Annotated in this window: 23 protein-coding genes, 1 riboswitch and 1 other annotated feature; of the genes, 22 read left to right on the top strand and 1 reads right to left on the bottom strand. The window is 37.6% G+C overall.

Features of this window, described 5'->3' with window-relative positions; all coding sequences use genetic code 11:
* Positions 1-2: 2 nt before the first annotated feature.
* The 4 genes from rimI to PYW42_RS10420 all read left to right on the top strand — a co-directional run bounded on the left by rimI (position 3) and on the right by PYW42_RS10420 (position 4,177).
* Positions 3-467, top strand: a complete 465-nt coding sequence (gene rimI, locus PYW42_RS10435) for a ribosomal protein S18-alanine N-acetyltransferase (RefSeq protein WP_002359702.1) — start codon at positions 3-5, stop codon at positions 465-467.
* Positions 464-1,510 (top strand): tRNA (adenosine(37)-N6)-threonylcarbamoyltransferase complex transferase subunit TsaD, encoded by a 1,047-nt coding sequence (gene tsaD / locus PYW42_RS10430; protein WP_002411092.1) that lies wholly within the window; start codon positions 464-466, stop codon positions 1,508-1,510. The genes rimI and tsaD overlap by 4 nt, the downstream gene beginning before the upstream one ends.
* A gap of 42 nt (positions 1,511-1,552) precedes the next feature.
* Positions 1,553-1,756: a binding site (T-box leader), on the top strand.
* A gap of 73 nt (positions 1,757-1,829) precedes the next feature.
* Positions 1,830-3,521 (top strand): arginine--tRNA ligase, encoded by a 1,692-nt coding sequence (gene argS, locus PYW42_RS10425; protein ID WP_002411093.1) that lies wholly within the window; start codon positions 1,830-1,832, stop codon positions 3,519-3,521.
* 155 nt (positions 3,522-3,676) lie between these two features.
* A complete protein-coding gene (locus PYW42_RS10420) occupies positions 3,677-4,177 on the top strand; it encodes an HD domain-containing protein (protein WP_002356666.1) in 501 nt (166 codons plus the stop codon).
* Positions 4,178-4,258: 81 nt separating this feature from the next.
* On the opposite strand, the gene PYW42_RS10415 is transcribed toward PYW42_RS10420, so the two are convergent.
* Positions 4,259-4,552, bottom strand: a complete 294-nt coding sequence (locus tag PYW42_RS10415; protein WP_048941565.1) for a helix-turn-helix domain-containing protein — start codon at positions 4,550-4,552, stop codon at positions 4,259-4,261.
* A 131-nt stretch (positions 4,553-4,683) separates the two neighbouring features.
* Here PYW42_RS10415 and PYW42_RS10410 point away from each other — a divergent pair, with 131 nt between their 5' ends.
* The 18 genes from PYW42_RS10410 to PYW42_RS10325 all read left to right on the top strand — a co-directional run bounded on the left by PYW42_RS10410 (position 4,684) and on the right by PYW42_RS10325 (position 24,721).
* Entirely contained in the window at positions 4,684-5,007 is a 324-nt protein-coding gene (locus PYW42_RS10410; RefSeq protein WP_002384203.1) for a hypothetical protein, read from the top strand.
* Positions 5,008-5,071: 64 nt separating this feature from the next.
* A riboswitch (Fluoride riboswitch) is annotated at positions 5,072-5,141 on the top strand.
* Positions 5,142-5,217: 76 nt separating this feature from the next.
* A complete protein-coding gene (locus PYW42_RS10405) occupies positions 5,218-6,483 on the top strand; it encodes a voltage-gated chloride channel family protein (RefSeq protein ID WP_010816163.1) in 1,266 nt (421 codons plus the stop codon).
* 49 nt (positions 6,484-6,532) lie between these two features.
* On the top strand, positions 6,533-6,811 hold the full coding sequence (locus PYW42_RS10400; RefSeq protein WP_002356679.1) for a UPF0223 family protein: 279 nt from the start codon (positions 6,533-6,535) through the stop codon (positions 6,809-6,811).
* On the top strand, positions 6,812-7,594 hold the full coding sequence (locus PYW42_RS10395; RefSeq protein WP_002379684.1) for an inositol monophosphatase family protein: 783 nt from the start codon (positions 6,812-6,814) through the stop codon (positions 7,592-7,594).
* Positions 7,595-7,814: 220 nt separating this feature from the next.
* Positions 7,815-9,650 carry a translational GTPase TypA gene (typA, locus tag PYW42_RS10390; protein WP_002356682.1) on the top strand — a complete coding sequence of 612 codons (1,836 nt, stop codon included), beginning with the start codon at positions 7,815-7,817 and terminating at the stop codon, positions 9,648-9,650.
* Between the two features lie 317 nt (positions 9,651-9,967).
* A complete protein-coding gene (recQ, locus tag PYW42_RS10385) occupies positions 9,968-11,737 on the top strand; it encodes a DNA helicase RecQ (protein WP_002411096.1) in 1,770 nt (589 codons plus the stop codon).
* A 226-nt stretch (positions 11,738-11,963) separates the two neighbouring features.
* Positions 11,964-12,269: an Fpa/YlaN family protein gene (locus PYW42_RS10380; RefSeq protein ID WP_002356684.1), complete on the top strand. Its 306-nt coding sequence runs from the start codon at positions 11,964-11,966 to the stop codon at positions 12,267-12,269.
* Positions 12,270-12,272: 3 nt separating this feature from the next.
* Complete coding sequence (locus tag PYW42_RS10375; protein ID WP_002356686.1) at positions 12,273-13,481, top strand: FtsW/RodA/SpoVE family cell cycle protein; 1,209 nt, start codon at positions 12,273-12,275, stop codon at positions 13,479-13,481.
* Positions 13,482-13,513: 32 nt separating this feature from the next.
* Positions 13,514-16,942 (top strand): pyruvate carboxylase, encoded by a 3,429-nt coding sequence (locus PYW42_RS10370; protein ID WP_010816162.1) that lies wholly within the window; start codon positions 13,514-13,516, stop codon positions 16,940-16,942.
* A 16-nt stretch (positions 16,943-16,958) separates the two neighbouring features.
* Entirely contained in the window at positions 16,959-18,083 is a 1,125-nt protein-coding gene (locus tag PYW42_RS10365; RefSeq protein ID WP_002379682.1) for a CAP-associated domain-containing protein, read from the top strand.
* Positions 18,080-18,514, top strand: coding sequence for a YlbF/YmcA family competence regulator (locus PYW42_RS10360; RefSeq protein ID WP_002356689.1), 435 nt, complete (start codon positions 18,080-18,082; stop codon positions 18,512-18,514). Before PYW42_RS10365 ends, PYW42_RS10360 begins: the two co-directional genes overlap by 4 nt.
* Positions 18,504-18,854, top strand: a complete 351-nt coding sequence (locus PYW42_RS10355; protein ID WP_002359714.1) for a YlbG family protein — start codon at positions 18,504-18,506, stop codon at positions 18,852-18,854. The genes PYW42_RS10360 and PYW42_RS10355 overlap by 11 nt, the downstream gene beginning before the upstream one ends.
* A 59-nt stretch (positions 18,855-18,913) precedes the next feature.
* On the top strand, positions 18,914-19,507 hold the full coding sequence (gene rsmD, locus PYW42_RS10350; RefSeq protein WP_002414371.1) for a 16S rRNA (guanine(966)-N(2))-methyltransferase RsmD: 594 nt from the start codon (positions 18,914-18,916) through the stop codon (positions 19,505-19,507).
* 1 nt (position 19,508) lies between these two features.
* Complete coding sequence (coaD, locus tag PYW42_RS10345) at positions 19,509-20,000, top strand: pantetheine-phosphate adenylyltransferase (RefSeq protein ID WP_002356693.1); 492 nt, start codon at positions 19,509-19,511, stop codon at positions 19,998-20,000.
* 48 nt (positions 20,001-20,048) lie between these two features.
* Positions 20,049-21,056 (top strand): SepM family pheromone-processing serine protease, encoded by a 1,008-nt coding sequence (locus tag PYW42_RS10340; RefSeq protein WP_010816161.1) that lies wholly within the window; start codon positions 20,049-20,051, stop codon positions 21,054-21,056.
* Positions 21,057-21,118: 62 nt separating this feature from the next.
* Positions 21,119-21,796, top strand: a complete 678-nt coding sequence (locus PYW42_RS10335; RefSeq protein WP_002384213.1) for a helix-hairpin-helix domain-containing protein — start codon at positions 21,119-21,121, stop codon at positions 21,794-21,796.
* Between the two features lie 122 nt (positions 21,797-21,918).
* Positions 21,919-22,422, top strand: a complete 504-nt coding sequence (locus PYW42_RS10330; protein ID WP_002356697.1) for a ComE operon protein 2 — start codon at positions 21,919-21,921, stop codon at positions 22,420-22,422.
* 34 nt (positions 22,423-22,456) lie between these two features.
* Positions 22,457-24,721, top strand: coding sequence for a DNA internalization-related competence protein ComEC/Rec2 (locus tag PYW42_RS10325; protein ID WP_161936765.1), 2,265 nt, complete (start codon positions 22,457-22,459; stop codon positions 24,719-24,721).
* Positions 24,722-24,762 lie beyond the last annotated feature (41 nt).

Raw genomic sequence — 24,762 nt, 5'->3', positions numbered from 1 at the left:
AAATGTTAGTAACAAAAAAAGAAATATCTGTAGCAAATATTGGTGAAGAATTATGGCGTTTTAGTAATTCTTCTTATACAACTGGCTCCCCTTGGACAGAAACACAATTCGCGGAAGATTTTGCTCAGGAAAATAGCGAATATCTTTTTTTAGTTGAAAATGGCCAGTGGTTAGGCTATATTGCCTATCATTTTATTTTAGATGAAGCAGAAATTAGTCACGTTGTTGTGAATGGTCAGAAACAACACCAAGGAATTGGTTGTCAATTAATGAAAGCTTTTAAAGAATATGTTAAAAGTCGTGACATTACACAAATTTTCTTAGAGGTCAGAGAATCGAATACATTAGCTCAAAAACTTTATGAGAAAACAGGTTTTCGGAAAGTAGCTGTTCGAAAAAATTATTATAAAGAACCTCAAGAAAATGCCTTTGTAATGTGTGCGAAATTAAGGAAGGAAGCCCAATGACAATTTTTACAAAAGAACGTAAATTATTATTAGCTGTGGAAAGTAGCTGTGATGAAACAAGTGTGGCTGTCATTGAAGATGGCGACAAAATTCTTTCCAATATCGTTGCTTCGCAAATTAAGAGCCATCAACGTTTTGGTGGGGTCGTTCCGGAAGTTGCGAGTCGTCATCATGTTGAACAAGTGACGATCTGTATTGAAGAAGCATTAACAGAAGCAAAAGTCACACCAGAAGAGCTTAGTGGCGTTGCTGTGACCTATGGGCCTGGGTTAGTCGGTGCTTTATTAATAGGACTTTCTGCAGCAAAAGCATTTGCTTGGGCGCACCAATTACCACTTATTCCAGTCAATCATATGGCTGGACACATTTATGCTGCCCGTTTTGTGGCACCGCTCGAATTTCCATTGATGGCCTTACTCGTTAGTGGAGGACATACGGAATTGGTCTACATGAAAGAAGATGGCTCTTTCGAAATTGTTGGTGAAACACGTGATGATGCAGCTGGTGAAGCGTATGATAAAGTCGGACGGGTGTTAGGGTTGCCTTATCCTAGTGGTAAAGAGATTGATACTTTGGCCCATGAAGGTACAGATACCTATCAATTTCCACGGGCGATGCTAAAAGAGGATAACTATGACTTTAGTTTTAGTGGCTTAAAAAGTGCGTTTATTAACACGGTTCATAATGCAGAGCAACGTGGTGAAGCACTGTCTACAAAGGATTTAGCCGCAAGTTTTCAGGCGAGTGTGGTGGAAGTATTAGTGGCTAAAACCATTCGTGCTTGTCAAGAATATCCTGTTAAGCAATTGCTAATTGCTGGGGGCGTTGCTGCGAATCAAGGATTACGAGAAGCAATGAGACATGCAATCAGTGAACAATTACCAGCAGTAACATTACTTATTCCGCCATTAAAACTTTGTGGGGATAACGCGGCGATGATTGGCGCTGCCGCCTTTATCGAAGCTGAAAAGAATCACTTTGCTTCGTATAACTTAAATGCAGAACCTGGCGTTAGTTTTATGACAATTAGTGAAGAAGGCTAGCCAGCTAGACAAAAATTTGCTATAATGAAGCCAGTTTAACAATGACATTCAATGATAAAGAGAGTACTTATTTCAACGTCAGCTTAGCGATCTTGGGAAGGTGGGAGCCAAGAGTGATCGGAATGAGGAAGCGCACTTTTAGAATTCTGCTGAAAGCAGACGGCAATCACCGTTATCGATGAAGCAGGTCTATCCAAGTAGTATAGACAATTAGAGTGGTACCGCGGGTAAATTCTCGTCTCTGACAAAACAAATTATTTTGTTTTGTCAGAGACGTTTTTGTTTTTTTAATACTTACAAATTAATCAGGAGGGTTCTTATGAACAACAAAGAAATCGTAGCAAAAGCGTTACATGATGTTTTAAATGAAGAATTAACGATGGATCAAATCGAACAATTATTGGAAAATCCTAAATCTGTCGATCATGGAGATGTGGCTTTTCCAGCCTTTTCATTAGCTAAAATTTATCGTAAAGCACCACAACAAATTGCAGCAGAATTAGCAGAAAAAATTGATGGCACGAATTTTGAAAAAATTGAAGTGGTAGGACCTTATTTAAACTTCTTCATGAATAAAAAAGCAGTCAGTCAAGCTGTCATTGGCGAAGTAGTCAAAGAAAAAAATAACTACGGAAACAGTACCTTTGGCAATAATGGCAATGTTCCTATTGATATGTCTTCACCAAACATTGCTAAACCAATTTCTATGGGACACTTACGTTCTACGGTAATCGGGAATTCAATTGCCTTTATTTTAGAAAAAATTGGGTATCAGCCAATTCGGATTAACCACTTAGGTGACTGGGGTACACAGTTTGGTAAGTTAATTGTAGCTTATAAAAAATGGGGTTCTGAAGAAGCAGTTCGCCAACAACCAATTAATGAATTATTGCGCTTATATGTGCAATTTCATGAAGAAGCAGAAGAAAAACCAGAATTAGAAGACGAAGCACGTGCTTGGTTTAAAAAATTAGAAGAAGGAGACCAAGAAGCCAATGAATTATGGAAATGGTTCCGTAGCGAGTCTCTAAAAGAATTTGATAAAATCTATTCCATGTTAGAAGTTGAATTTGATTCATACAATGGCGAAGCCTTTTATAATGATAAAATGGATGAAATTGTTACTTTATTAGAAGAAAAACATTTATTAACAGAAAATCAAGGTGCAGAAATTGTTGATTTGACAGAATATAATTTAAATCCAGCACTTATTCGTAAATCAGATGGTGCGACGTTATATATCACACGGGATTTAGCGGCTGCGCTTTACCGTAAACGGACGTATGATTTTGCCAAATCACTTTATGTAGTCGGTAACGAACAAAGCAATCACTTCAAACAACTAAAAGCAGTCTTGAAAGAACTAGGGTTTGACTGGTCAGATGATATGGAACACATTCCGTTTGGTTTAATTACTCAAGGCGGTAAAAAATTATCCACACGTAAGGGGAAAATCGTTTTATTAGAAGAAGTATTGAATGAAGCAGTTACTTTAGCAGGAAATCAAATTAACGAGAAAAATCCAGACTTAGCAAATCGTGAAGAAGTGGCGAAACAAGTAGGTGTAGGTGCAGTTATTTTCCATGACCTTAAAAATGATCGTCTAAATAATTTCGATTTTGTATTAGATGAAGTTGTTCGTTTTGAAGGCGAAACTGGGCCATATGTTCAATATACGCATGCTCGTGCGATGAGTATTTTACGTAAAGCAAACTTTACACCAGACGCTACACAACGTTATGCACTAAATGACAAGGATAGCTGGGAAGTCGTGAAGTTGTTACAAAAATTCCCTGAAACTGTGATGCAAGCTGCTGAAAAATATGAACCATCTGTTATTGCGAAACATAGCATTCATTTAGCACAAGCGTTCAATAAATATTATGCCCATGTTCGGATTTTGGATGAAGATGATCAAAAAGAGGCACGCTTAGCGTTAGTTTATGCAGTAGCTACTGTTTTAAAAGAAGATTTACGTTTACTAGGATTACATGCACCAGAAGAAATGTAGAAGTTTTTGTGAAAATTTTACTGCGTTGAACGCTAAACTTATTAAGCAAATATTAAAGTTAAGTTACAGATTGAGAAATTCATAGTAATTAAATAGCTGGGGTGCTATACTCGAGTCAAGTTATAAAAGGATTAGAAAAGGTGGCACCCAATTATATGACAGAAAAATGGCGTGAAGACGAAGAATATCTTTCTTATGTAGAAGATTTATTAGCAACCGAAGAAGTCCAAAAATTAGCAGAATACACACAACATATGCATTCAACTCGTTTAGAACATTCAATTAGTGTTTCCTATCATAGCTATAAATTAGCAAAGCGTTGGAACGGCAATGCTCGTGCAACAGCTCGTGCCGGTTTATTACATGATTTGTTTTACTATGATTGGCGCACAACAAAGTTTGACGAAGGCTCTCATGCCTATGTTCATCCACGAATTGCAGCCAAAAATGCTGAAAAAATTACAGAGTTGTCTGATTTAGAACGAGACATTATTATTAAACATATGTGGGGTGCAACTATTGCACCACCAAAATACAAAGAAAGTTACATTGTAACCTTTGTTGACAAATATTGTGCTGTGAAAGAAGCGGCGTTGCCGATGACGACAGCCATGAAAACCAAATGGCGTCAGTATTTTGGCCAACAGTCAATCTAATAAAAAGCTTATCCGTAAGGATAAGCTTTTTTTGTTTGACGTTGACTAAAAAGTCTAGCATTCATCTATTTAAAATAAATATTAAAAGTAATTTTGTTCTGTTAATTTCTTTTGAGCATATCGATAGACTGCTTCTTGATTTTCAGTTGTCAATTGTTTGTAAACATTCATAATATTGGTCGGGACAACAAATGGCGTTTCTTCCGTTTCAGGAATACCTAAGATTTCAAGAGGTGATACATCTAAAACTTTAGATAAGGCGACAATTTTATCCCTCCCCATATTTTCAATCATTCCAGTTTCCCATTTCCTGACGGTACTTTTTCCAACACCAACAAAATTTCCAACTTGTTCTAATGTAAGATTTTTCTCCATCCGTTTTTGCTTCAAAAAATTCTCTTTCAAAAAACCACCTCCGTAAAAACATTCTAGCACAAAAAGTGTCGCAAAAGAAACATGTTTTACTCTATACATAGAGTGATAAATAACTATTGAATAGGCATATATTGACGGTTTTTTCACAAAATGATATACTTCCAGTGTCTAATAAGACACTAAAAGGGGTGAAAAGGGGGAGTAAAATGGAATCAAATTTAATTCATTCAAAATTGAAATTAAAAGGGAAAAATGTTGAATGGTTAGCAAGTGAAATGACCGCTGCAGGTCAACCAATCTCAGCTTCAACAATTTATAAGAAATTAAAAGGAGAGGTTGTATTTAAAGCTTCAGATATTAAATTGATTTCTAAGTTGTTAGATTTGGAAAGCGAAGAAATCATGGTTATTTTTTTTAATGAACTAGTGTCTAAAAAGACACGTGAAGGTTGTTAAAGGTAATGAGTTATTCTTCTATTGCACTTTCCAGAGTTGCGTGGTATTATTTTTAATAGTTTAATAGCAACATGGTGATGGTGTTCACCACGAACTATTTATTGGACGAATAAATTAATGACGCCTACCAAACGGGAGAAGTGTACCCTTTGGTAGGCTTTTTCTGTACGCTAGGATTGGCGATAAGAAAATTGTAAAGGAGCATGTAAAGTGAAAAAAGAAACAAAGCAACTACTATCAATTGGCGGGTATATGGCAAAATGGTTGCTCATTACCGCAATTATTGGTTTATTTATGGGGGCGTTATCCGCCTTTTTCTTAAAGAGTCTCACCTATGTAACAGATGTTCGTTTAGCAAATCCTTGGTTACTCTTTATCCTCCCCATTAGCGGTGTCGTTTTTACGTATTTCTATACGCGTTTTGGGAAAAATGCTAGCCGAGGAAATAACTTAGTGATTGAACAAGGCAATGGTGGGGAAGAAGATATTCCCTTGCGCTTAATTCCTTTAACATTGTTTGGCACGATTACTACGCACTTATTTGGTGGTTCCGTTGGTCGTGAAGGAACGGCGGTGCAAATGGGGGGCACAATCGCAAATGCTGTAGGAAAAGTCTTTAAACTGTCCGCTTTGGAACGACAAGTAATTATTATTAGCGGAATTAGTGCAGGTTTTAGTTCTGTTTTTGGCACACCATTAGCGGGAACGGTTTTCGGATTAGAAGTTTTGGCGATTGGAAAAGTTCGTGCAGAGGCACTTTTCCCAAGTTTTTTTGCAGGCTTATTTGCTAATTTTGTGACTGAAAGTTTTGGTGTAACACATACGCATTATCCGATGGGCAAAATTCCGACTTGGTCGGTTGAACTATTTGTAAAATTATTTTTGGCATCGATTTGTTTTGGTTTGGCAGGTTGGGTTTTTAGTCGTTCCATTGTCTTTTTAAAAAAGACCTACGCAAATTGGTTTGCTAATGTCTACCTTCGTGCGTTTCTTGGGGCGTCCATTGTCGTTCTGTTTGTGCTCGTCTTAAACAACCAACGTTATTTAGGCTTGAGTTTACCTTTACTAGAAGATGCATTTGCAGGCAATGCGCAGCCTTTTGATTTTGTTGGGAAATTATTCTTTACGGTGTTATCCTTGGGTGCCGGATTCCAAGGAGGAGAAGTGACGCCATTGTTTGAAATTGGGGCTACGTTAGGTAGTTCTTTGGCCCCTTTGTTACATCTGTCAATTCCTTTTTTAGCAGGTTTAGGATTTATTGGTGTTTTTTCTGGCGCCACGAATACGCCGATTGCTTGCTTCATTATGGGCATTGAACTATTTGGTAGTGAAGCGGCGGTCTATTTTTTCATGGTCTGCTTAATCAGTTTTATGTGTTCAGGAAATAGCGGTATTTATGCTTCACAACAAAGTTTGTATCGCAAAGGAACAGCAGAATATCCTCTCTTTAACGCATTAAAAAATCGACGTAAATAAGATGTTTTTTTATGAAAATATGCTAAACTAGAGAAGATGAGGTGAAGACATGAAAGACTATCAATATCCATTAGATTTAGATTGGACGACAGAGGAAATGGTGATTGTCACTAATATGTGGACAGCAGTTGAGCAAGCCAACGAAACAGGCTTGCCTGTTGACAAATTTTTAACAACTTATCAACAATTTAAAACGGTCGTTAAAAGTATCGGCGAAGAAAAACGCTTAGGTCGTGAATTTGAAAATGCTTCAGGATATTCGTTATATCGTACGCTTCAACAAGCTAAAAAACAGGGAAGCGGTAAATTAAAGCTGGGGGATGATTAGATGACTGAAACGCAAAAATTTGTTCAAACAATTCAAAGTTGGCTTTTTGAAGCAGCCGATGTGATTCGAATGAACTTGGAATCAGAGTTAACCGTTCAACAGAAAAATGGCCGCACTGATTTAGTGACAAATATGGATGAACAAACCCAAGAATTTTTAATGAATAAAATTCAAACAAATTTTCCCGAAGATCAAATTTTAGGGGAAGAAAAAGGCTACAATACTTTAAAAAGTTTTGCTGGTCGCGTGTGGATCATCGATCCGATTGATGGCACAATGAATTTCGTGATGGAAAGAGAAAATTTTTGTATTATGTTAGCTGTTTATGAAGACGGCATTGGTAAATTAGGTTTTATCTATGATGTGATGCGAGAAGAACTTTATTGGGGCGGCAAAGGGCTTGGCGTTTATCGGAATAATCAATTATTAAAAGCGCCTACTATGAAAGCCTTGGCAGATGGATTATGGGGCATGAATGCTTACATGCATGGAAAAAATATTCATCACGCAACGGAAATCGGACAAGCAAGTATGGGCGTGCGTATTAGCGGTTGTGCAGGTTTGGAAATTATTGCCATGTTAAAAGGCAACCATCATGGCTATTTATCTAATCTAAGTCCTTGGGATTATGCAGCAGGCTTAGTACTTTTGGAAGAATTTGGGTTTAAATACTCTGGTATTACAGGAAAACCATTAACTTTTGCGGGTCGTGAATACTTTATTGCAGCAACTCCTGAAACCTATGATGAAGTATTTACCCGGTATTTAAATGAATCGGAATAATCAAAGAAGAGCGTTGCTGAAAGGTAAGGCTCTTCCTCTTTTAAAAGAGAAAGATTTGTAAAAAAATGTCCTTGTTTTCAGAAAAAGCCGAATAATTTCTAAAACTTTCATTATTTTTGCAGGCGAAAGCCTTTTTTTAATGAAAAAAGTTTGCTATAATAAGCAGTCGGCTTTTATGGACTTAAGTAACATAAGCGTATATAGATAAGGAGCAATTAAATTGAAATACAGAGATGATATTCGTAACGTGGCAATTATCGCCCACGTTGACCATGGTAAAACAACCTTAGTAGATGAACTTTTAAAACAATCTGACACTTTAGATGGACACACACAATTACAAGAACGTGCAATGGATTCCAATGCACTTGAAAGTGAACGTGGAATTACTATCTTAGCAAAAAATACAGCCGTAGATTATAACGGTACACGTATCAACATTCTAGATACACCAGGACACGCGGACTTCGGTGGTGAAGTAGAACGTATCATGAAAATGGTAGATGGTGTTGTTTTAGTTGTCGATGCGTATGAAGGAACAATGCCTCAAACACGTTTCGTATTGAAAAAAGCATTAGAACAAAAAGTAACACCAATCGTGGTTGTTAACAAAATTGACAAACCTTCTGCTCGTCCTGAACACGTAGTAGATGAAGTTTTAGAGTTATTCATCGAATTAGGCGCAGACGACGATCAATTAGATTTCCCAGTTGTTTATGCTTCTGCTTTAAACGGAACTTCAAGTGAATCAGATGATCCAGCAGATCAAGAGCCAACAATGGCCCCAATTTTTGATAAAATTATTGAACATGTGCCAGCTCCAGTTGACAATTCAGATGAACCACTTCAATTCCAAGTCTCATTACTAGACTACAACGATTACGTTGGACGTATTGGGATTGGCCGTGTGTTCCGTGGCACAATGAAAGTCGGCGACCAAGTTGCGTTGATGAAATTAGATGGCAGCGTGAAAAATTTCCGTGTAACGAAAATTTTAGGTTTCTTTGGCCTACAACGTGTGGAAATTGATGAAGCAAAAGCGGGCGATTTAATTGCCGTTTCTGGAATGGAAGACATTTTCGTTGGGGAAACAGTTGTAGATGTTCACAATCAAGAAGCATTACCAATTCTACACATTGATGAGCCAACCTTACAAATGACTTTCTTAGTTAACAATTCTCCATTTGCGGGACGTGAAGGAAAATATATCACCGCTCGTAAAATCGAAGAACGTTTAATGGCTGAGTTACAAACAGACGTATCTTTACGTGTTGATCCAATTGGCCCAGATTCTTGGACTGTATCAGGCCGCGGCGAATTGCATTTATCAATTTTAATTGAAAACATGCGTCGTGAAGGCTATGAATTACAAGTTTCTCGTCCAGAAGTTATTGAACGTGAAATTGATGGGGTTAAATGTGAACCATTTGAACGTGTTCAAATTGACACACCTGAAGAATACATGGGTAGCGTGATTGAATCCCTAAGTTTACGTAAAGGCGAAATGCAAGATATGATTAATGCCGGTAACGGACAAATGCGTTTAATCTTCTTAGCACCAGCTCGTGGCTTAATTGGTTATTCAACAGAATTCTTATCAATGACTCGTGGTTATGGTATTATGAACCACACCTTCGATCAATACTTACCAATGATTCAAGGAACGATTGGTGGCCGTCATCAAGGTGCATTAGTTTCAATCGATACTGGTAAAGCAACGACTTACTCAATCATGAGTATTGAAGAACGTGGTACAGTTTTCGTTGAACCAACGACAGAAGTTTACGAAGGAATGATTGTTGGGGAAAACAACCGCGACAACGATTTAACTGTGAACATCACAAAAGCTAAACAAATGACTAACGTTCGTTCGGCAACGAAAGACCAAACATCAGTCATTAAAAAACCGAAAAAATTAACGTTAGAAGAATCATTAGAATTCTTGAATGAAGATGAATACTGTGAAGTAACACCAGAAAGCATCCGTTTAAGAAAACAAATTCTTAACAAAAACGAACGCGAAAAAGCAAGCAAGAAAAAGAAAAAAGCTGAATAATTTTTCTACAAATAAACATTTAAACCAACTATGCTCGTTTTACTACGAAAATAGTTGGTTTTTTTGATGGCAAAAACGAATTAATGCGTATTTTAAGATAAGGTTATTTTTTTATGTGTGGATAACTACTCGTTATCCACAACAAGCAAATGTCGCTATTTTTGAAAGCTTTTGATAGCAAGCTTTCACAATTTTTCATTCTTTTTGATGTTTCACGTTAACTGGTGTTTCACGATTGTGTCTTGTTTTAACACACCTTGTTCCTGTTAGATTAGCGTGTTAAAATGACTTGTAGAACAAAGATTGGAGCGCAATAAATGAGTGCATTACAAGAATTATTAAAAGATACATTTGGCTATGATGATTTTCGGCCAGGACAAGAAACGATTATTCGTCATGTATTGCGACAAGAAAATGTCTTAGGCATTATGCCAACAGGTGGAGGCAAATCAATTTGTTATCAGTTGCCAGCCTTACTTTTGGATAATTTAACATTGGTGATTTCACCATTAATTTCTTTAATGAAAGATCAAGTAGATGCCCTGAATTTAATGGGGATTCCAGCTACATATATCAATAGTACCATTTCCTATCAAGAAATGAATCATCGTATTCAATTAGCGGTTAACAAAGAAATCAAGCTATTGTATGTTGCGCCAGAGCGATTAGAATCTTATGATTTTCAACAGATGCTGACACATGTACCGATTGATTTATTGGCAGTAGATGAGGCACACTGTATTTCACAATGGGGGCATGATTTTCGTCCAAGCTATTTGCGTTTAGCAGAGATTATCGATCAATTTCAACAGCAACCAACTGTGATTGCACTAACAGCTACAGCAACGCCACAAGTAGCGGAGGATATTGTCAAGCAATTAAGAATTCCATCAGAAAATGAAATCAAAACAGGATTCGCTCGAGAAAATTTATCTTTTCAAGTCGTGAAGGATCAAAACAGAGACGTTTTTCTTTTGGAATATTTAAAGATGAATACTGGGCAATCAGGTATTATTTATGCAAGCACGCGGAAGGAAGTTGAACGAATTTATCATTTATTAGAAAGTAAAAAAATTGCAGCTGGGATGTATCATGGGGGCATGAGTGAACAGTTACGTAGTGAAAATCAAGAAGCATTCTTGTATGATCAAGTGCAAGTGATGGTAGCAACAAATGCCTTTGGTATGGGGATTAATAAGAGTAATGTTCGTTTTGTCATTCACGCACAAGTACCAGGAAATATTGAATCTTATTACCAAGAAGCGGGCCGAGCTGGTCGTGACGGTCTGCCTAGTGATGCTGTGTTAATGTTTGCTCCACAAGACTTGCAAATTCAACAATACTTTATTGAACAATCTGAAATGACCATTGATTATAAGCAGAAAGAGTACTTGAAATTACGGGAAATGTCACAATATGCGAATGCACAAATGTGTTTACAAAAATATATTTTACGCTATTTTGGTGAAGAAGGGACGGACTGCGGTCGCTGCTCGAATTGTCTGGATAATCGAGAATTAGTCGATATTACGGTCGATGCCCAAAAAGTCTTGTCTTGTGTAAAACGTATGGGAGAACGTTTCGGTAAGGGCTTAGTTGGTAAAGTCTTGACTGGTTCAAAAGATCAAAAAATTGATCAATGGCATTTTGATCGTTTGCCAACATACGGACTAATGAAAGGTCGCACACAAAAAGAAGTCACACAGCTGATTGATTATTTGACAGCAGAACGTTATTTAATTCCTTCTGATGGGCAATTTCCGTTGTTATCAGTCTCGACAGAAGGTGTTCAGGTGCTTTTAAGGGAACGGAAAGTCTTCCGAAAAGAAGACCAAAAAGTTCGAAAAGTAGCAGTGGATGATGCCTTGTTTGAACGATTACGCGAATTACGTATGGACATGGCTCAAGAGGCAGGCGTGCCGCCATATGTAGTCTTTTCCGATAGTACACTTAAAGAAATGTGTGAAAAATTACCGCAAACAACGATTCAATTATTGCAAATAAAAGGGGTCGGCCAAAATAAATTAGATAAATATGGCACCGCCTTTTTAGAAGTAATTAAAGAATATCAAGAGACAAAAAAATGATATAGTTTGTTATTTTATTTAAAATTAAAAGCAGAAAATAAGGAAAAAGTCTTTTAATGTATTTGTTGTTGTATTGATAAAATAAGCTTGTTATATAAAGAGATTTCTTACTTAATATATCGCTTGGTTTTAGAAAATTTCTTAAAGGAAATTTTCTGAAATCATCATGTATCTAACTGAGAATTATGTTATAATTATTTAATTAAGATAGGGAGGTTCTGTACAAATGGACGAAGGAATTTCAAAGAAATTTGCCATTCAATTATTAGAAGACGATGCAGAACGCATTAAAATGCTTATTCGTAATCAAAAAAACAGTTTGTGCATTTCTCAATGTAAAGCGTTTGAAGAAGTGGTGGATACACAAATGTATGGTTTTTCAAGACAAGTGACCTATGCGACCCGTTTGGGGATTTTAACTAATGATGAAGGACATCGCTTACTAAGTGATTTAGAACGCGAATTGAATCAATTATATACAGATGTTTATGAAGAAACACAAGAAAAAAACGAGATTGGCAAGGAGGGTTAAGCTTTGCCAAACAAAGTAAAGAAACGGCATTTGCTAGACTATAGTATTTTTATTCCATATTTAATTTTAAGCATCGTGGGATTGATTATGGTATATAGTTCCACATCCGCATTACAAGTAATGAAAGGTTTTTCACCTACCTCATTCGTTATTAACCAGGTTGCCTTTTGGGTAGTAGGGTTAGTTGCAATGTTTTTTATTTATAAGATGAAAACATCCGTTTTTCAGAATCGAAGTTTTATCATGTTTGCCATTGCAGTAATTACGGTTATGGTTTTAGCCGTTCGGATTCCTGGTATCGGGAAAGAAATTAACGGCGCACGTGGTTGGATTGAGATTGGTGGATTTTCGATGCAACCAGCTGAGTATTTAAAAATTATGGTTGTCTGGTATCTGTCTTATATTTTAGCACGGCGACAAAAGACAATTAATGGAGGCATGGATCAATTTAAACAAGCTGCCGGGCGCCCGTTGATGCTCGTTTTTGTATTAATTGCTCTAGTTGCAATCCAGCCTGACTTCGGGAATGCGGCCATTCTAACATTAATTACCATCGTGATGGTTTTAGCAAGTGGGATTAATTATATGTATACCTACTTGGTCGGTGGCTTGGGCATTTTAGGTAGTATCACGGCTATTCAGTTATTAATTATGTCTAAAGGAAAAATTTTCCCAGCGCGTTATCAATATATTTATAATCGTTTTGCTGTTTTTAAAAATCCATTTTTAGATGAACGGAACTTAGGCCATCAGTTAGCTAATTCTTATTATGCAATCAGTAATGGCGGCTGGTTTGGCAAAGGTCTAGGGAATAGTGTTCAGAAAAAAGGCTTTTTACCAGAAGCACATACGGACTTTATCTTTGCGATTACTTTAGAAGAGTTAGGCATTATCGGCGGTCTAGCGATTTTAGGATTGTTGATGTTTATGATTGCGCGAATTATTTTAGTCGGTGTACGCTCGAAGAAACCTTTTAATTCACTAATGTGTATTGGAATTGGTACAATGTTATTAATTCAAGTCTTTATTAATGTTGGTGGGATTACTGGGATTATTCCATTAACAGGAATTACTTTCCCGTTCTTGAGTCAAGGTGGGAATAGTTTGCTGATTATTTCGATTGCTGTGGCCTTTGTCCTGAATATCAGTGCAGATGAAACACGTCAGAAATTAGAAAATGAGTACTATTTATCTTTAGAACAGAACCAATAAATTTGAAGGAAATTGATGGTAGGAGTGACGTTATGAAAAAGGTATTAGTTGCCAATCGTGGCGAAATTGCGATTCGAATTTTTAGAGCTTGTACAGAATTAGATATCCAGACAGTAGCGATTTATGCTGCAGAAGATGAGTATTCTGTTCATCGTTTCAAAGCAGATGAAGCGTATTTAGTTGGTAAAGGGAAAAAACCAATTGAAGCCTATTTAGACATTGAAAATATTATCCAAATTGCCAAAAAATCGGGAGCAGATGCCATTCATCCTGGTTATGGCTTTTTATCTGAGAACTTACGCTTCGCCGAACGTTGTGAAGAAGAAGGAATCATTTTTGTCGGACCTAAAACACATCATTTAGATATTTTTGGCGATAAAATTAAAGCGAAAGAAGCAGCTGTAGCTGCGGGGATTGCTTCGATTCCAGGCTCAGATGGGCCAGTAGCAACGGTGGAAGAGGTCGTAGCTTTTGGTGAAACGCATGGCTTTCCTATCATGATTAAAGCTGCTTTAGGTGGCGGCGGTCGCGGGATGCGCGTTGCCCACGATGCCAAGGAAGCACGAGAAGGTTACGAAAGAGCCAAAAGTGAAGCGAAAGCAGCCTTTGGTTCTGACGAGGTTTATGTTGAAAAGTATATTTCTAATCCTAAACATATCGAAGTACAAATTTTAGGCGATCATCATGGGAACGTCTTGCATTTATTTGAACGTGATTGTTCCGTTCAACGGCGCCACCAAAAAGTGGTAGAAGTCGCACCATGTGTATCAATGAATGAAGAACAACGAGCAGCCATTTGTTCGGCTGCTGTGCAGTTAATGGCGCATGTCGGCTACGTGAATGCGGGAACGGTTGAGTTTTTAGTAGAAGGGGATCAGTTTTATTTTATTGAAGTGAATCCTCGTGTTCAGGTAGAACATACTATCACAGAAATGATTACAGATATTGATATTGTGATCTCTCAATTACAAATTGCGCAAGGGCTTGATTTGCATAAAGATATGCATTTGCCAAAACAAAACGAATTGACATTAAAAGGCGCGGCTATTCAATGTCGGATTACGACTGAAGATCCCCTGAACCAATTTATGCCAGATACAGGGAAAATTGATACGTATCGTTCACCAGGTGGTTTTGGTGTGCGTTTAGATGTAGGAAATGCTTATTCTGGCTACGCTGTGACGCCTTACTTTGATTCTTTATTGGTTAAAGTCTGTACGCATGGTTTCTCTTTTGAACAGGCAATCAGTAAAATGCAACGCTGCTTAAAAGAATTTCGGATTCGTGGCGTGAAAACAAATATTCCGTTTTTACAAAATGTTGTGAGCTATCCAGCGTTTCAATCTGGCGAAGCCAAAACAACCTTTATTGATAATACACCTGAATTATTTGAATTTCCTCGTATGCGCGATCGTGGCAATAAAACGATGAAATACATTGGAGAAGTAACGGTCAATGGGTTCCCTGGCATTGAACGAACGGAGAAAAAATATTTTGAAGCCCCGCGCGTGCCGACAGATATTGAAGTTCCAGAAAAAGTGATCACAGCTAAAAATATTCTAGACGCTCAAGGAGCAACCGCCGTCATCGATTGGGTTAAGAATCAAGAAAGTGTGTTAATGACAGATACCACGTTCCGTGATGCGCACCAAAGTTTATTAGCTACTCGTGTGAGAACACAAGATTTTAAAGCAATTGCTGGTCTAACTGATGCAGCCCTGCCTGAGCTGTTTTCTAGTGAAATGTGGGGTGGCGCTACGTTCGATGTTGCCTATCGCTTCTTAACCGAAGACCCATGGCAACGTTTAAGAAAAATTCGTCAGTTGATGCCAAACACACTTTTACAAATGCTGTTCAGAGGATCTAATGCGGTAGGCTATCAAAATTATCCTGATAATGTTATTGAAGAATTTATTAAAGAATCCGCTCGCCAAGGAGTCGATGTTTTCCGAATTTTTGATAGCTTAAACTGGATTCCTCAAATGGAAAAAAGTATTCAAGTCGTTCGGGATACCGGAAAAATTGCGGAAGCAGCAATTTGTTATACTGGGGACATCAATGATCCAGCCCGAGCAAAATATAATGTTCAATATTACCTTGATATGGCTAAAGAATTGGAAAATTTAGGCGCACAAATCATTGCGATTAAAGATATGGCTGGCTTATTGAAACCACAAGCTGCTTATCGTTTAATTAGTGAATTAAAGGCAGCCACGGATTTACCAATCCATCTCCATACCCACGATACTAGTGGCAATGGGATCATCACTTATTCAGCAGCCACTAAAGCAGGCGTTGATATTGTTGACGTCGCAATGAGTGCGATGAGTGGCGCAACTAGCCAGCCAAGTATGAACAGTCTATATTATGCTTTAGTCAATGGTGAACGGACGCCAACTATTAACATTGATAATGCACAGAAAATCAATCATTATTGGGAAGATGTGCGCATGTATTATCAACCATTTGAAAATGGATTAAATGCCCCGCAAACAGAAGTCTATATGCATGAAATGCCTGGTGGTCAATACTCTAATCTACAGCAGCAAGCAAAAGCGGTAGGCTTAGGGCACCGTTGGGATGAAATCAAAAAAGTGTATCACACAGTGAATTTGATGTTTGGCGATATTGTAAAAGTGACGCCATCTTCAAAAGTCGTGGGAGACATGGCACTCTTCATGGTTCAAAATAATCTGACAGAACAAGATGTTTATGCGCGTGGTGAAGAACTAAGTTTTCCTGAATCCGTTGTGACTTTTTTCCAAGGTGATTTAGGTCAACCAGTTGGTGGGTTCCCGAAAGAGCTCCAACGAATTATTCTAAAAGGTCGACCAGCCTTCACAGAGCGACCAGGTGACTTAGCAGCACCTGTTGATTTTGCGAAAGTACAAGAAGAATTAGCCGAAAAAATTGGGTATCAACCTAAATTGGAAGAAGTTTTAAGTTATTTAATGTATCCACAAGTATTTTTAGAGTATCGACAAAAATACGAAACCTTTGGAGATATAACCTTATTAGATACGCCAACATTCTTTAATGGTATTCGTCAAGGAGAGACATTGGAAGTTCAAATTGAACGAGGAAAAACGTTAATTATTCGTTTAGATGAAATTGGCGAACCTGATATTGACGGAAACCGTGTCTTGTTCTTCAATTTGAATGGGCAACGTCGTGAGGTTTTAGTTAAAGATGCCTCTATTAAGTCAGCTGTTCAAGTTAAACAAAAGGCGGAACCAACTAATAAAGAACAAATCGGCGCAACGATGTCTGGTTCTGTTCTACAAGTATTGGTCAAACGTGGCGATAAAGTAGAAAAAGGTCAGCCGTTGCTGATTACAGAAGCCATGAAAATGGAAACGACTATCGAAGCACGTTTTGCGGGCACGGTAGATCACATTTATGTTGAAGAAGGCGAAGCAATCAGCTCAGGTGATTTGTTATTAGAAGTGAAAGAAAAATAAGATGAGAGGGGAAAAAATGAAGCGATTTTGGGCCTTTACTGCTGTTTTTTTAACAGTTCTACTCATCGGATATTTAGAGCCAGTTTTTTTCCCTGCTGAAAAACCAACCGAAACAGCTCAAAGTGGGCGCTTATCCAGCGCTCACACCGCTGTTCCTCATGAAGAATTGCCAGCTTCTGGCTACGCAGCATACATAGGGAAAGATGTGGAAACCTTTATCCGCCAGTTTGGCAATCCTAAAGAAAAAATTAAAACAGGTCGTACGTATGAATTATGGACGTTCGGTTTGACGATGAATGATTACTTAGAAGTCAACGTTCGAGAAAATAAAGTCATCGCAATTAAGGCCTTTAACAATGACAAAATGATAGAACCGTTTAAGATAGATATGAAGCTTGCTGACTTGTCTGATTTAATGACGATTTATTCGAATTTTGCATTTAATTTTCATCATGAAGCTTACGATGTCGAGCTGATGGAAGAAGATATGAACTATCGACCACTGGTTGCTTTTGATAATGGCAGTTTTGCAGTGTTATTTTTTAATCAGCGGACAGGCGGTTTAATGGCAGTTAATTATGTCAATAAAGAAACGTTGCTCACGGAAATGCCGTATCAATTAAATGAAGGTTCTCCTTTGCCAGTTGATATAACGCAGTCAATGACCTTCGATCCTGTTCAAAGTAACCAAGCGATTTATGTCATGAATCTGGTTAAACAGCAAGAAAATCAAGCTGCTTTTTCAGTTTCCACACAAAGTCAAAAAGATGCCCAAACATTGTATCAAACGATGGCTAACCATACACCAACAATTTTGTCGGCAAATCGACAAGCAGAATTGTTACAAACGAGAGAGGAACATACAGCCATTCATCCCTTTCATTTGACTAAGGACGAATTTTCTTTATTAGTTAAAACGAGCAAACTTTCGTTGAGAGAACCAGCAGGTATTTTCCAAGAACCTGTTTATGATAGTACCTTTACTATTTTGTCATGGTTTTCGGACCCGCAATATGATAGCTATTTTGCTGAGTCAGAAACGACAGAATTGGGCGTTGCCTTTTCCAATGAAGGTGTGTTAGTCTTATTAGAGAAACGACCAGAAAATAGGCAAATCACGGAGAGTAGTGAAAAGTTATGATTGTGACAGAACATTTATTTGCAATTGAAGATCAAACAGAATGTTTAATTTCAGCACTTTTAGAAAGTGATGCTGTTCAAAACTATAAAGAAACAAAAAAAGCTATGTATGCTTCGGCGGAAGTTGCTCAGTTACAAAAAGCATTTTTAGAAGCTAAGTCAGCCTTTGAACGAGTAGAAGCTTATGGAATTCATGCACCCGATTTTCGGGAGAAACAACGAGCCCTACGTAAAGCGAAGCGGGCGCTTGATTTAAATGAAATCGTTGCAAATTATCGTTTTGCTGAGACAAACGTTCAAACGTTGCTAGATACAATTGGTTTAAAGATCGCGCAACTAATTTCTGAAGACATTAAAGTAGATGCTGGAAATCCTTTCTTTGAACGAGGAAAGAAACATTCAGGTTGTGGAGGAAGCTGCCATGCAAGCTAAAGAAGAAAAAGAATTTACGCTTCAAGAGCGTCGTTGTCTAATTGTTTGGGTATACACATTAAAACCGTTAAAACAGTTACGCCGATATGGACTGATTCACTATGTTTCACGAAAAATGAAATATGTGGTGATTTACATGAATGAAGAAAATATTGAAAGTAACATGGAAAAAATTAATCAGTTACATTTTGTTCGTAGTGTCGATAAATCGTATCGACCAGATGTCGAAATGAATTTTGCTGAAAAAATTGGTACCAAAGCGGCTTATCAAGAACAAGAAGACGATGGCTATGTAGTAGAGGAATTATCTACAGAGATTCGCTTAGCAGAGAATGTCTAATGCAAAAGAGTGAGAAATGTTATGAGAAATTTCAAACATTTTTCACTCTTTTTGTTATAATGAATTATAAAAGAATGATTGATAAAGGAGTCGAAACAATGCGTGTTATTTCTGGAGAATATGGTGGCCGACGCTTGAAAGCGTTAGATGGCGACAATACTAGGCCCACAACAGATAAAGTAAAAGAATCTATTTTTAATATGATTGGTCCATATTTCGACGGTGGAATGGCGCTGGATTTATATTCAGGAAGTGGCGGGTTAGCGATTGAAGCCGTTTCTCGTGGAATGGACAAAAGTATTTGTATTGAAAAGAATTTTGCTGCACTAAAAGTAATTAAAGAAAATATTGCGATTACAAAAGAACCAGAAAAATTTGAAGTTAGAAAAATGGATGCTAATCGTGCCTTAGAACAGTTTTATGAAGAGAAGCTACAATTTGATTTGGTCTTATTGGATCCGCCCTATGCCAAACAAGAAATTGTTTCACAATTAGAAAAGATGTTAGAACGGCAGTTATTAACAAACGAAGCCGTTATCGTTTGTGAAACAGATAAAACTGTCAAATTACCGGAAACGATTGGCACACTAGAAAAAACAAGAGAAACCGTTTACGGAATCACTCAAGTAACGATTTATCGTCAGGAGGCGTAGGATGCGTAAAATTGCTCTATTTCCCGGAAGTTTTGATCCGATGACAAATGGTCATTTAAATTTGATTGAACGCAGTGCGAAGTTATTTGACGAAGTCATTATTGGCGTTTTTATAAATACAAGTAAGCAAACATTATTTACGCCAGAAGAGAAAAAATATTTAATTGAAGAAGCAACTAAAGAAATGCCAAATGTGCGTGTTATTATGCAAGAAACCCAGTTAACTGTGGAAAGTGCAAAATCATTAGGGGCTAATTTTTTGATTCGTGGCATTAGAAACGTCAAAGACTACGAGTACGAGAAAGACATTGCTAAAATGAATCAACATCTGGCGCCAGAAATTGAAACGGTTTTTCTATTAGCAGAAGAACCATATGCACATGTAAGCTCCAGTTTACTAAAAGAAGTTTTACGTTTTGGGGGCGATGTGTCTGACTATCTTCCTCCAAATATTTATCACGCGTTAAAACAAAAGAAGAATGACTGGAGCTAAAATAATGATAAAAAAACAGAGAAATTTTCGTTTAAATCACTCATTCCAATGGTATTGGCATTGCTGCTAATTGGTTTGTTTATCGTCCCCATTCCTTATTATATTGAAGGACCAGGAACGACTGAAAATTTAAAGGAGTTTGTAACTGTTGATGGGAAAAAAGATACGCAGTCTGGTGCTTTTTATTTAACAACGGTGGGCATTCGTTCGGCCACTATTTTTTCTGCCATAAAAGCAAACTTTTCGGATTTTCAAGAAGTTATGTCTAAAAAAGAATTAATGGGAGATAGTAGTAATAGCGAATATAATCGAATTCAACAATACTATATGGATTCCTCAAAAAACGCCGCAATTGAGCAAGCCTTAAAATTAGCGAAGGTTCCATATGAGATGAAATTTAAAGGCGTCTATGTGTTAGCGATGGAAGACAACTCAAGTTTTAAAGGAAAAATTGAAGTTGGCGATACCGTGACAGGCGTGGATGGCAAATCTTTTAAAAGCAGTGAAGAATTAATGAATTACATTAAAGCACAAAAAGTGAATCAAAAAGTCACTGTTCAATTTATTCAAGATGGCAAAGCAAAAGAAGCGACCGGCAAATTAATTGAATTGCCAACAGATAAAAAAGCGGGGATTGGTATTGGTTTGACCGATCATACAGAAATTGATTCTTCTATCCCAGTATCTATTGAAGCGGGTGATATTGGTGGGCCATCGGCTGGGTTAATGTTTACTTTGCAGACATATGAACAATTAAGTCATAAAGATTTACGTAAAGGTCATGAAATTGCTGGAACAGGTACGATGAACAGTCAAGGAATCGTTGGTAGAATCGGAGGCATTGACAAAAAAGTTGTAACTGCCAGTGAGAACGGTGCAGAAATTTTCTTTGCACCCGATGATGAAATAACTTCAGAAATGAAAAAAGTTGAGCCGAAAATCAAATCGAATTATCAAGAAGCACAAGAAGCTGCGAAAAAAATTGGGACAAAAATGAAAATTGTCCCAGTAAAAACGGTTCAAGATGCCTTGAACTATCTAGAAAAATTAAAATAAAAGTGTGCCTGGGCCAAAAATTACTAGTGATTTTTGGTCCAGGCGCATTTTTTTGTTAAAAAATGCGTAATTATATTTTGAAGGGAGGACAAACGATGGATTGGTTGAAACAGTTACCTAAAAAGTGGCTATTGCTAGGTAGTGGCGCGTCTATAGTTATTTTGATAACTCTATTAGTGGGCATTTATTTGATGGTTAATAAGGAGCCACGTGTAGACACCACAATGTGGGAGGAGACAAGTCTGACCACTATGGCAGAGTTCGCCACAGATGCCACAAAAGAAAGGGCAGAAACAATGATCTATGTTGATATTAAAGGCGCAGTGAAAGTACCAGGAATCTATCAACTAAAAAATCAGCAGCGGATTTGGGATGCTTTAGCTTTAGCTGGAGGCGTGAGCGAGGAAGCTGATACTACCCAGGTCAATTACGCTCAAAAAGTAAAAGATCAAATGATTATTTACGTGCCCAAAAAAGGAGAACCAGTGCCACAGTCATTAGAAACGCTGCAGGAATCAGCACCTGCTCAGCAAAATCAGGAGGAAAAAATCAACCTTAATAGGGCAACAGAAGCAGAGCTACAAACGATTTCAGGAATCGGTGCGAAAAAAGCACAAGAGATTATTCGCTTTCGTGACGAACAAGGACCGTTTAAAACCGTCGAGGAACTGAAAAATGTTCCAGGTATTGGAGAGAAAACAGTAGAACGTTTAAAAGACATGTTGACAGTGACTGGCTAACTTTTAACAGAAAATTCCTGAGAATTCTTGACTATGGGATGCGGATAACATACTATTTGTAATAAGATTAAATGATTTGGCAAATCGAACACAGGAGTCATTAAAAATAAAGGAGGTTTATTATGGAACGAATTCCATGGGACCAATATTTTATGGGACAAAGCGTCTTATTATCATTAAGAAGTACTTGCACACGGTTAACTGTCGGAGCAACCATTGTTCGCGACAAACGAATTATTGCAGGAGGTTACAATGGTTCAGTCAGTGGCGGAACGCATTGTATTGATGAAGGATGCTATGTTGTTGATAATCATTGCGTTCGAACAATCCACGCAGAAATGAATGCAATTTTACAATGTGCGAAGTTTGGCGTCCCTACAGAAGGGGCAGAAATTTATGTGACACATTTCCCTTGCCTGCAATGTACAAAGATGATTTTACAAGCAGGGATTAAAAAGATTTATTATTTAAAGGATTACCGTAATGATGCGTACGCCCTAAATTTAATTGAACAAGTAGGAGCCACGGTTGAAAAAGTGACTTTAGTACCAAAATATTTTGCCGAATTACAATGGGGAGAAGAATTTGCCACACTTGAGGACAATCCTTCCTCAGCTGAGGAATAATTGGTTCTTCATAGCTCTGCTGACTAGTTGTGGGCTGTGGTGTTTTTTCGCACCTAGTCTATTAGGAGCTCTTCTTTTTTCTATCACTGTTATCCGTATTGTCTGTACAAAAAGTTTTCCTGTTATATTGGGAGGTTTTTTGTGCAGTTTTTTAATAGTAGGGGGCATATTGATTTTCCAGTGGTTAAAGCCAGTCTCTTTGTTGCCTAAAGAAGTCCGCTTGTCAGGACAGCTAACGATATTACCAGATGAAATACAAGTAGATGGTGATCAAGTAAAATTTCCTGCCAATTGGATCGTAAAAGGCAAAAGGCAGAAAGTGATGGCATTTTATCAATTAAAAAGTGTGAAAGAAAAACAGCAATGGCAACAACTAACCACAACCATTCAGGCAACTGCTGTAGGTATTTTAGACTCGCCCCAAGGTCAAACCAACAAAAATAGCTTCAATTATCAACTATTTTTAAAGAATCAAGGAATCGAAGCTATTTTATTCATTGAGGAGATAGGACAACCGCGTCCTTTTTTTTCTTGGCGGTTTAAAGAAATCATTAGCGGCTGGCGGAAATGGGCGATGGTACATATTCAGAAAAATTTTGCTGAGACTAGTGCAATGTATATGAATGCGTTGCTCTTAGGTTTTCGTAATGAAGAATTTGCTGAAATAAGCGATAAATTTTCAGCATTAGGCATTTTGCATCTTTTTAGTTTGTCAGGGATGCATGTTTCTTTTTTCCTTCGTTTATTTCGCTTACTAATGCTAAGAATTGCTCGCCGAACGCAAGAAAGTTATTTTTTGTGGCAATGCGGTTTTTCACTGATATATGCTGGTTTAACAGGATTCTCAGTTAGTGTCATGCGGGCGCTTTTACAAACAAACCTCAATACGTTCAATCGACGGTTTAATTGGCAGGTTCCGGCCCTCGATTGTTGGAGTTTAACTCTCTTAGTGCACTTGATTGTTCAGCCAACCCTCTTTTTTTCAGTCGGCGGTCAATTTAGTTACTTACTTTCTTTTGTTCTGCTGTTTTTAGAGCAAACATTGGTTGGTTATTCTTCGCCTTTCATTAAAAATTGTTTAGGCTCTTTCCTATTGGCTGTGGCTTCCTTACCTATTTTAGTCCAATCATTTTATGAATGGCCCTTGTTAGGAAGTTTCTTAACATTTCTCTTGTTACCAATTTTTGAACGGTTCTTGTTACCGCTTTTGACGTTGAGCTTTTTTCTAGTGATTATTATGCCAGCACGCTATTTAGCAGTCTTGCTCGAACCACTATTTTTAACAATGAATGGCTTATTTGAGTGGGTGCTAGTTCACTTAAATCCGAAGCTGACCATCGGCTATTTAAATTCTTGGATACAAATTAGTTTGTTATTACTAATCGGACTTTCAATGATTTATTTAGCAGACAAGTCTAAAAAAATTTTTTTCTCAATCGGACTACTAATTGTTTTGATAAATAGTAAATACCTTTCGCCAATTGGCATTGTTGCAATGATCGATGTAGGCCAAGGGGATAGTTTGTTTATCCAAGCGCCTTTTCACAGAAAAAATACATTGATCGATACAGGTGGTCGGTTGTCTTTTGACAAAGAAGCTTGGCGGCAACGGAAAAATAGTCGATCAGGAGCGGAATATTCAGTGATTCCTTTTCTCAAAAGTCAAGGAGTCAAACGTTTAGATGAAGTGATCATCACACACGCACATGAAGACCATTTTGGCGATTTATTAGCCATTGCGCAGAAGGTTCCAATTTCTGTTCTGTATTTTCCTAAAGGAGCAGCTGAAGCCAATTTTTCGTTTCGCCAAGTCTTGAAACAACTCCAAAAAAGCGGGACAGACTGTCGGCCAATTTTAGCGCCCAAGCGAATTAATGGGCCCGTTTCTTTTCAAATTTTATCACCAAATAAGAGCAGTATTGGGGGCAATAATGACTCGATAGTGTTTTCCACACAATTAGGCGGACGGCATTTTTTATTTACTGGTGACTTGGAAGCCGAAGGAGAAGAACAAGTGTTGGCTCGCTATCCCCAGTTGAAAATCGACATCTTGAAAGTCGGTCATCATGGTAGTAAAACGTCGTCTACTAAAAGATTTATCAAACAGCTTAATCCGCGAGAAGCATTGATTTCAGCTGGACTGAATAATCGTTTTAAACATCCTCATCAGGAGACATTAGCGACGCTGGAGGAGCAAAAAATAAATTATTATCGGACCGATCTTCAAGGAATGATTTATTATCAATGGTTACCTTGGCAAGGGCTTTCTAAAGCCAAATTTGTTAAAGAACAAGACTAGTATTTCCAGAAGTAACATGATAGGATAAACAAGAGAAACGA

Origin of the sequence: Enterococcus faecalis (genome assembly GCF_029024925.1) — a bacterium.
Lineage (GTDB): Bacteria > Bacillota > Bacilli > Lactobacillales > Enterococcaceae > Enterococcus > Enterococcus faecalis.
The sequence above is the reverse complement of the archived record's forward strand: the minus strand, read 5'-3'. Positions and strand labels throughout refer to the sequence as shown.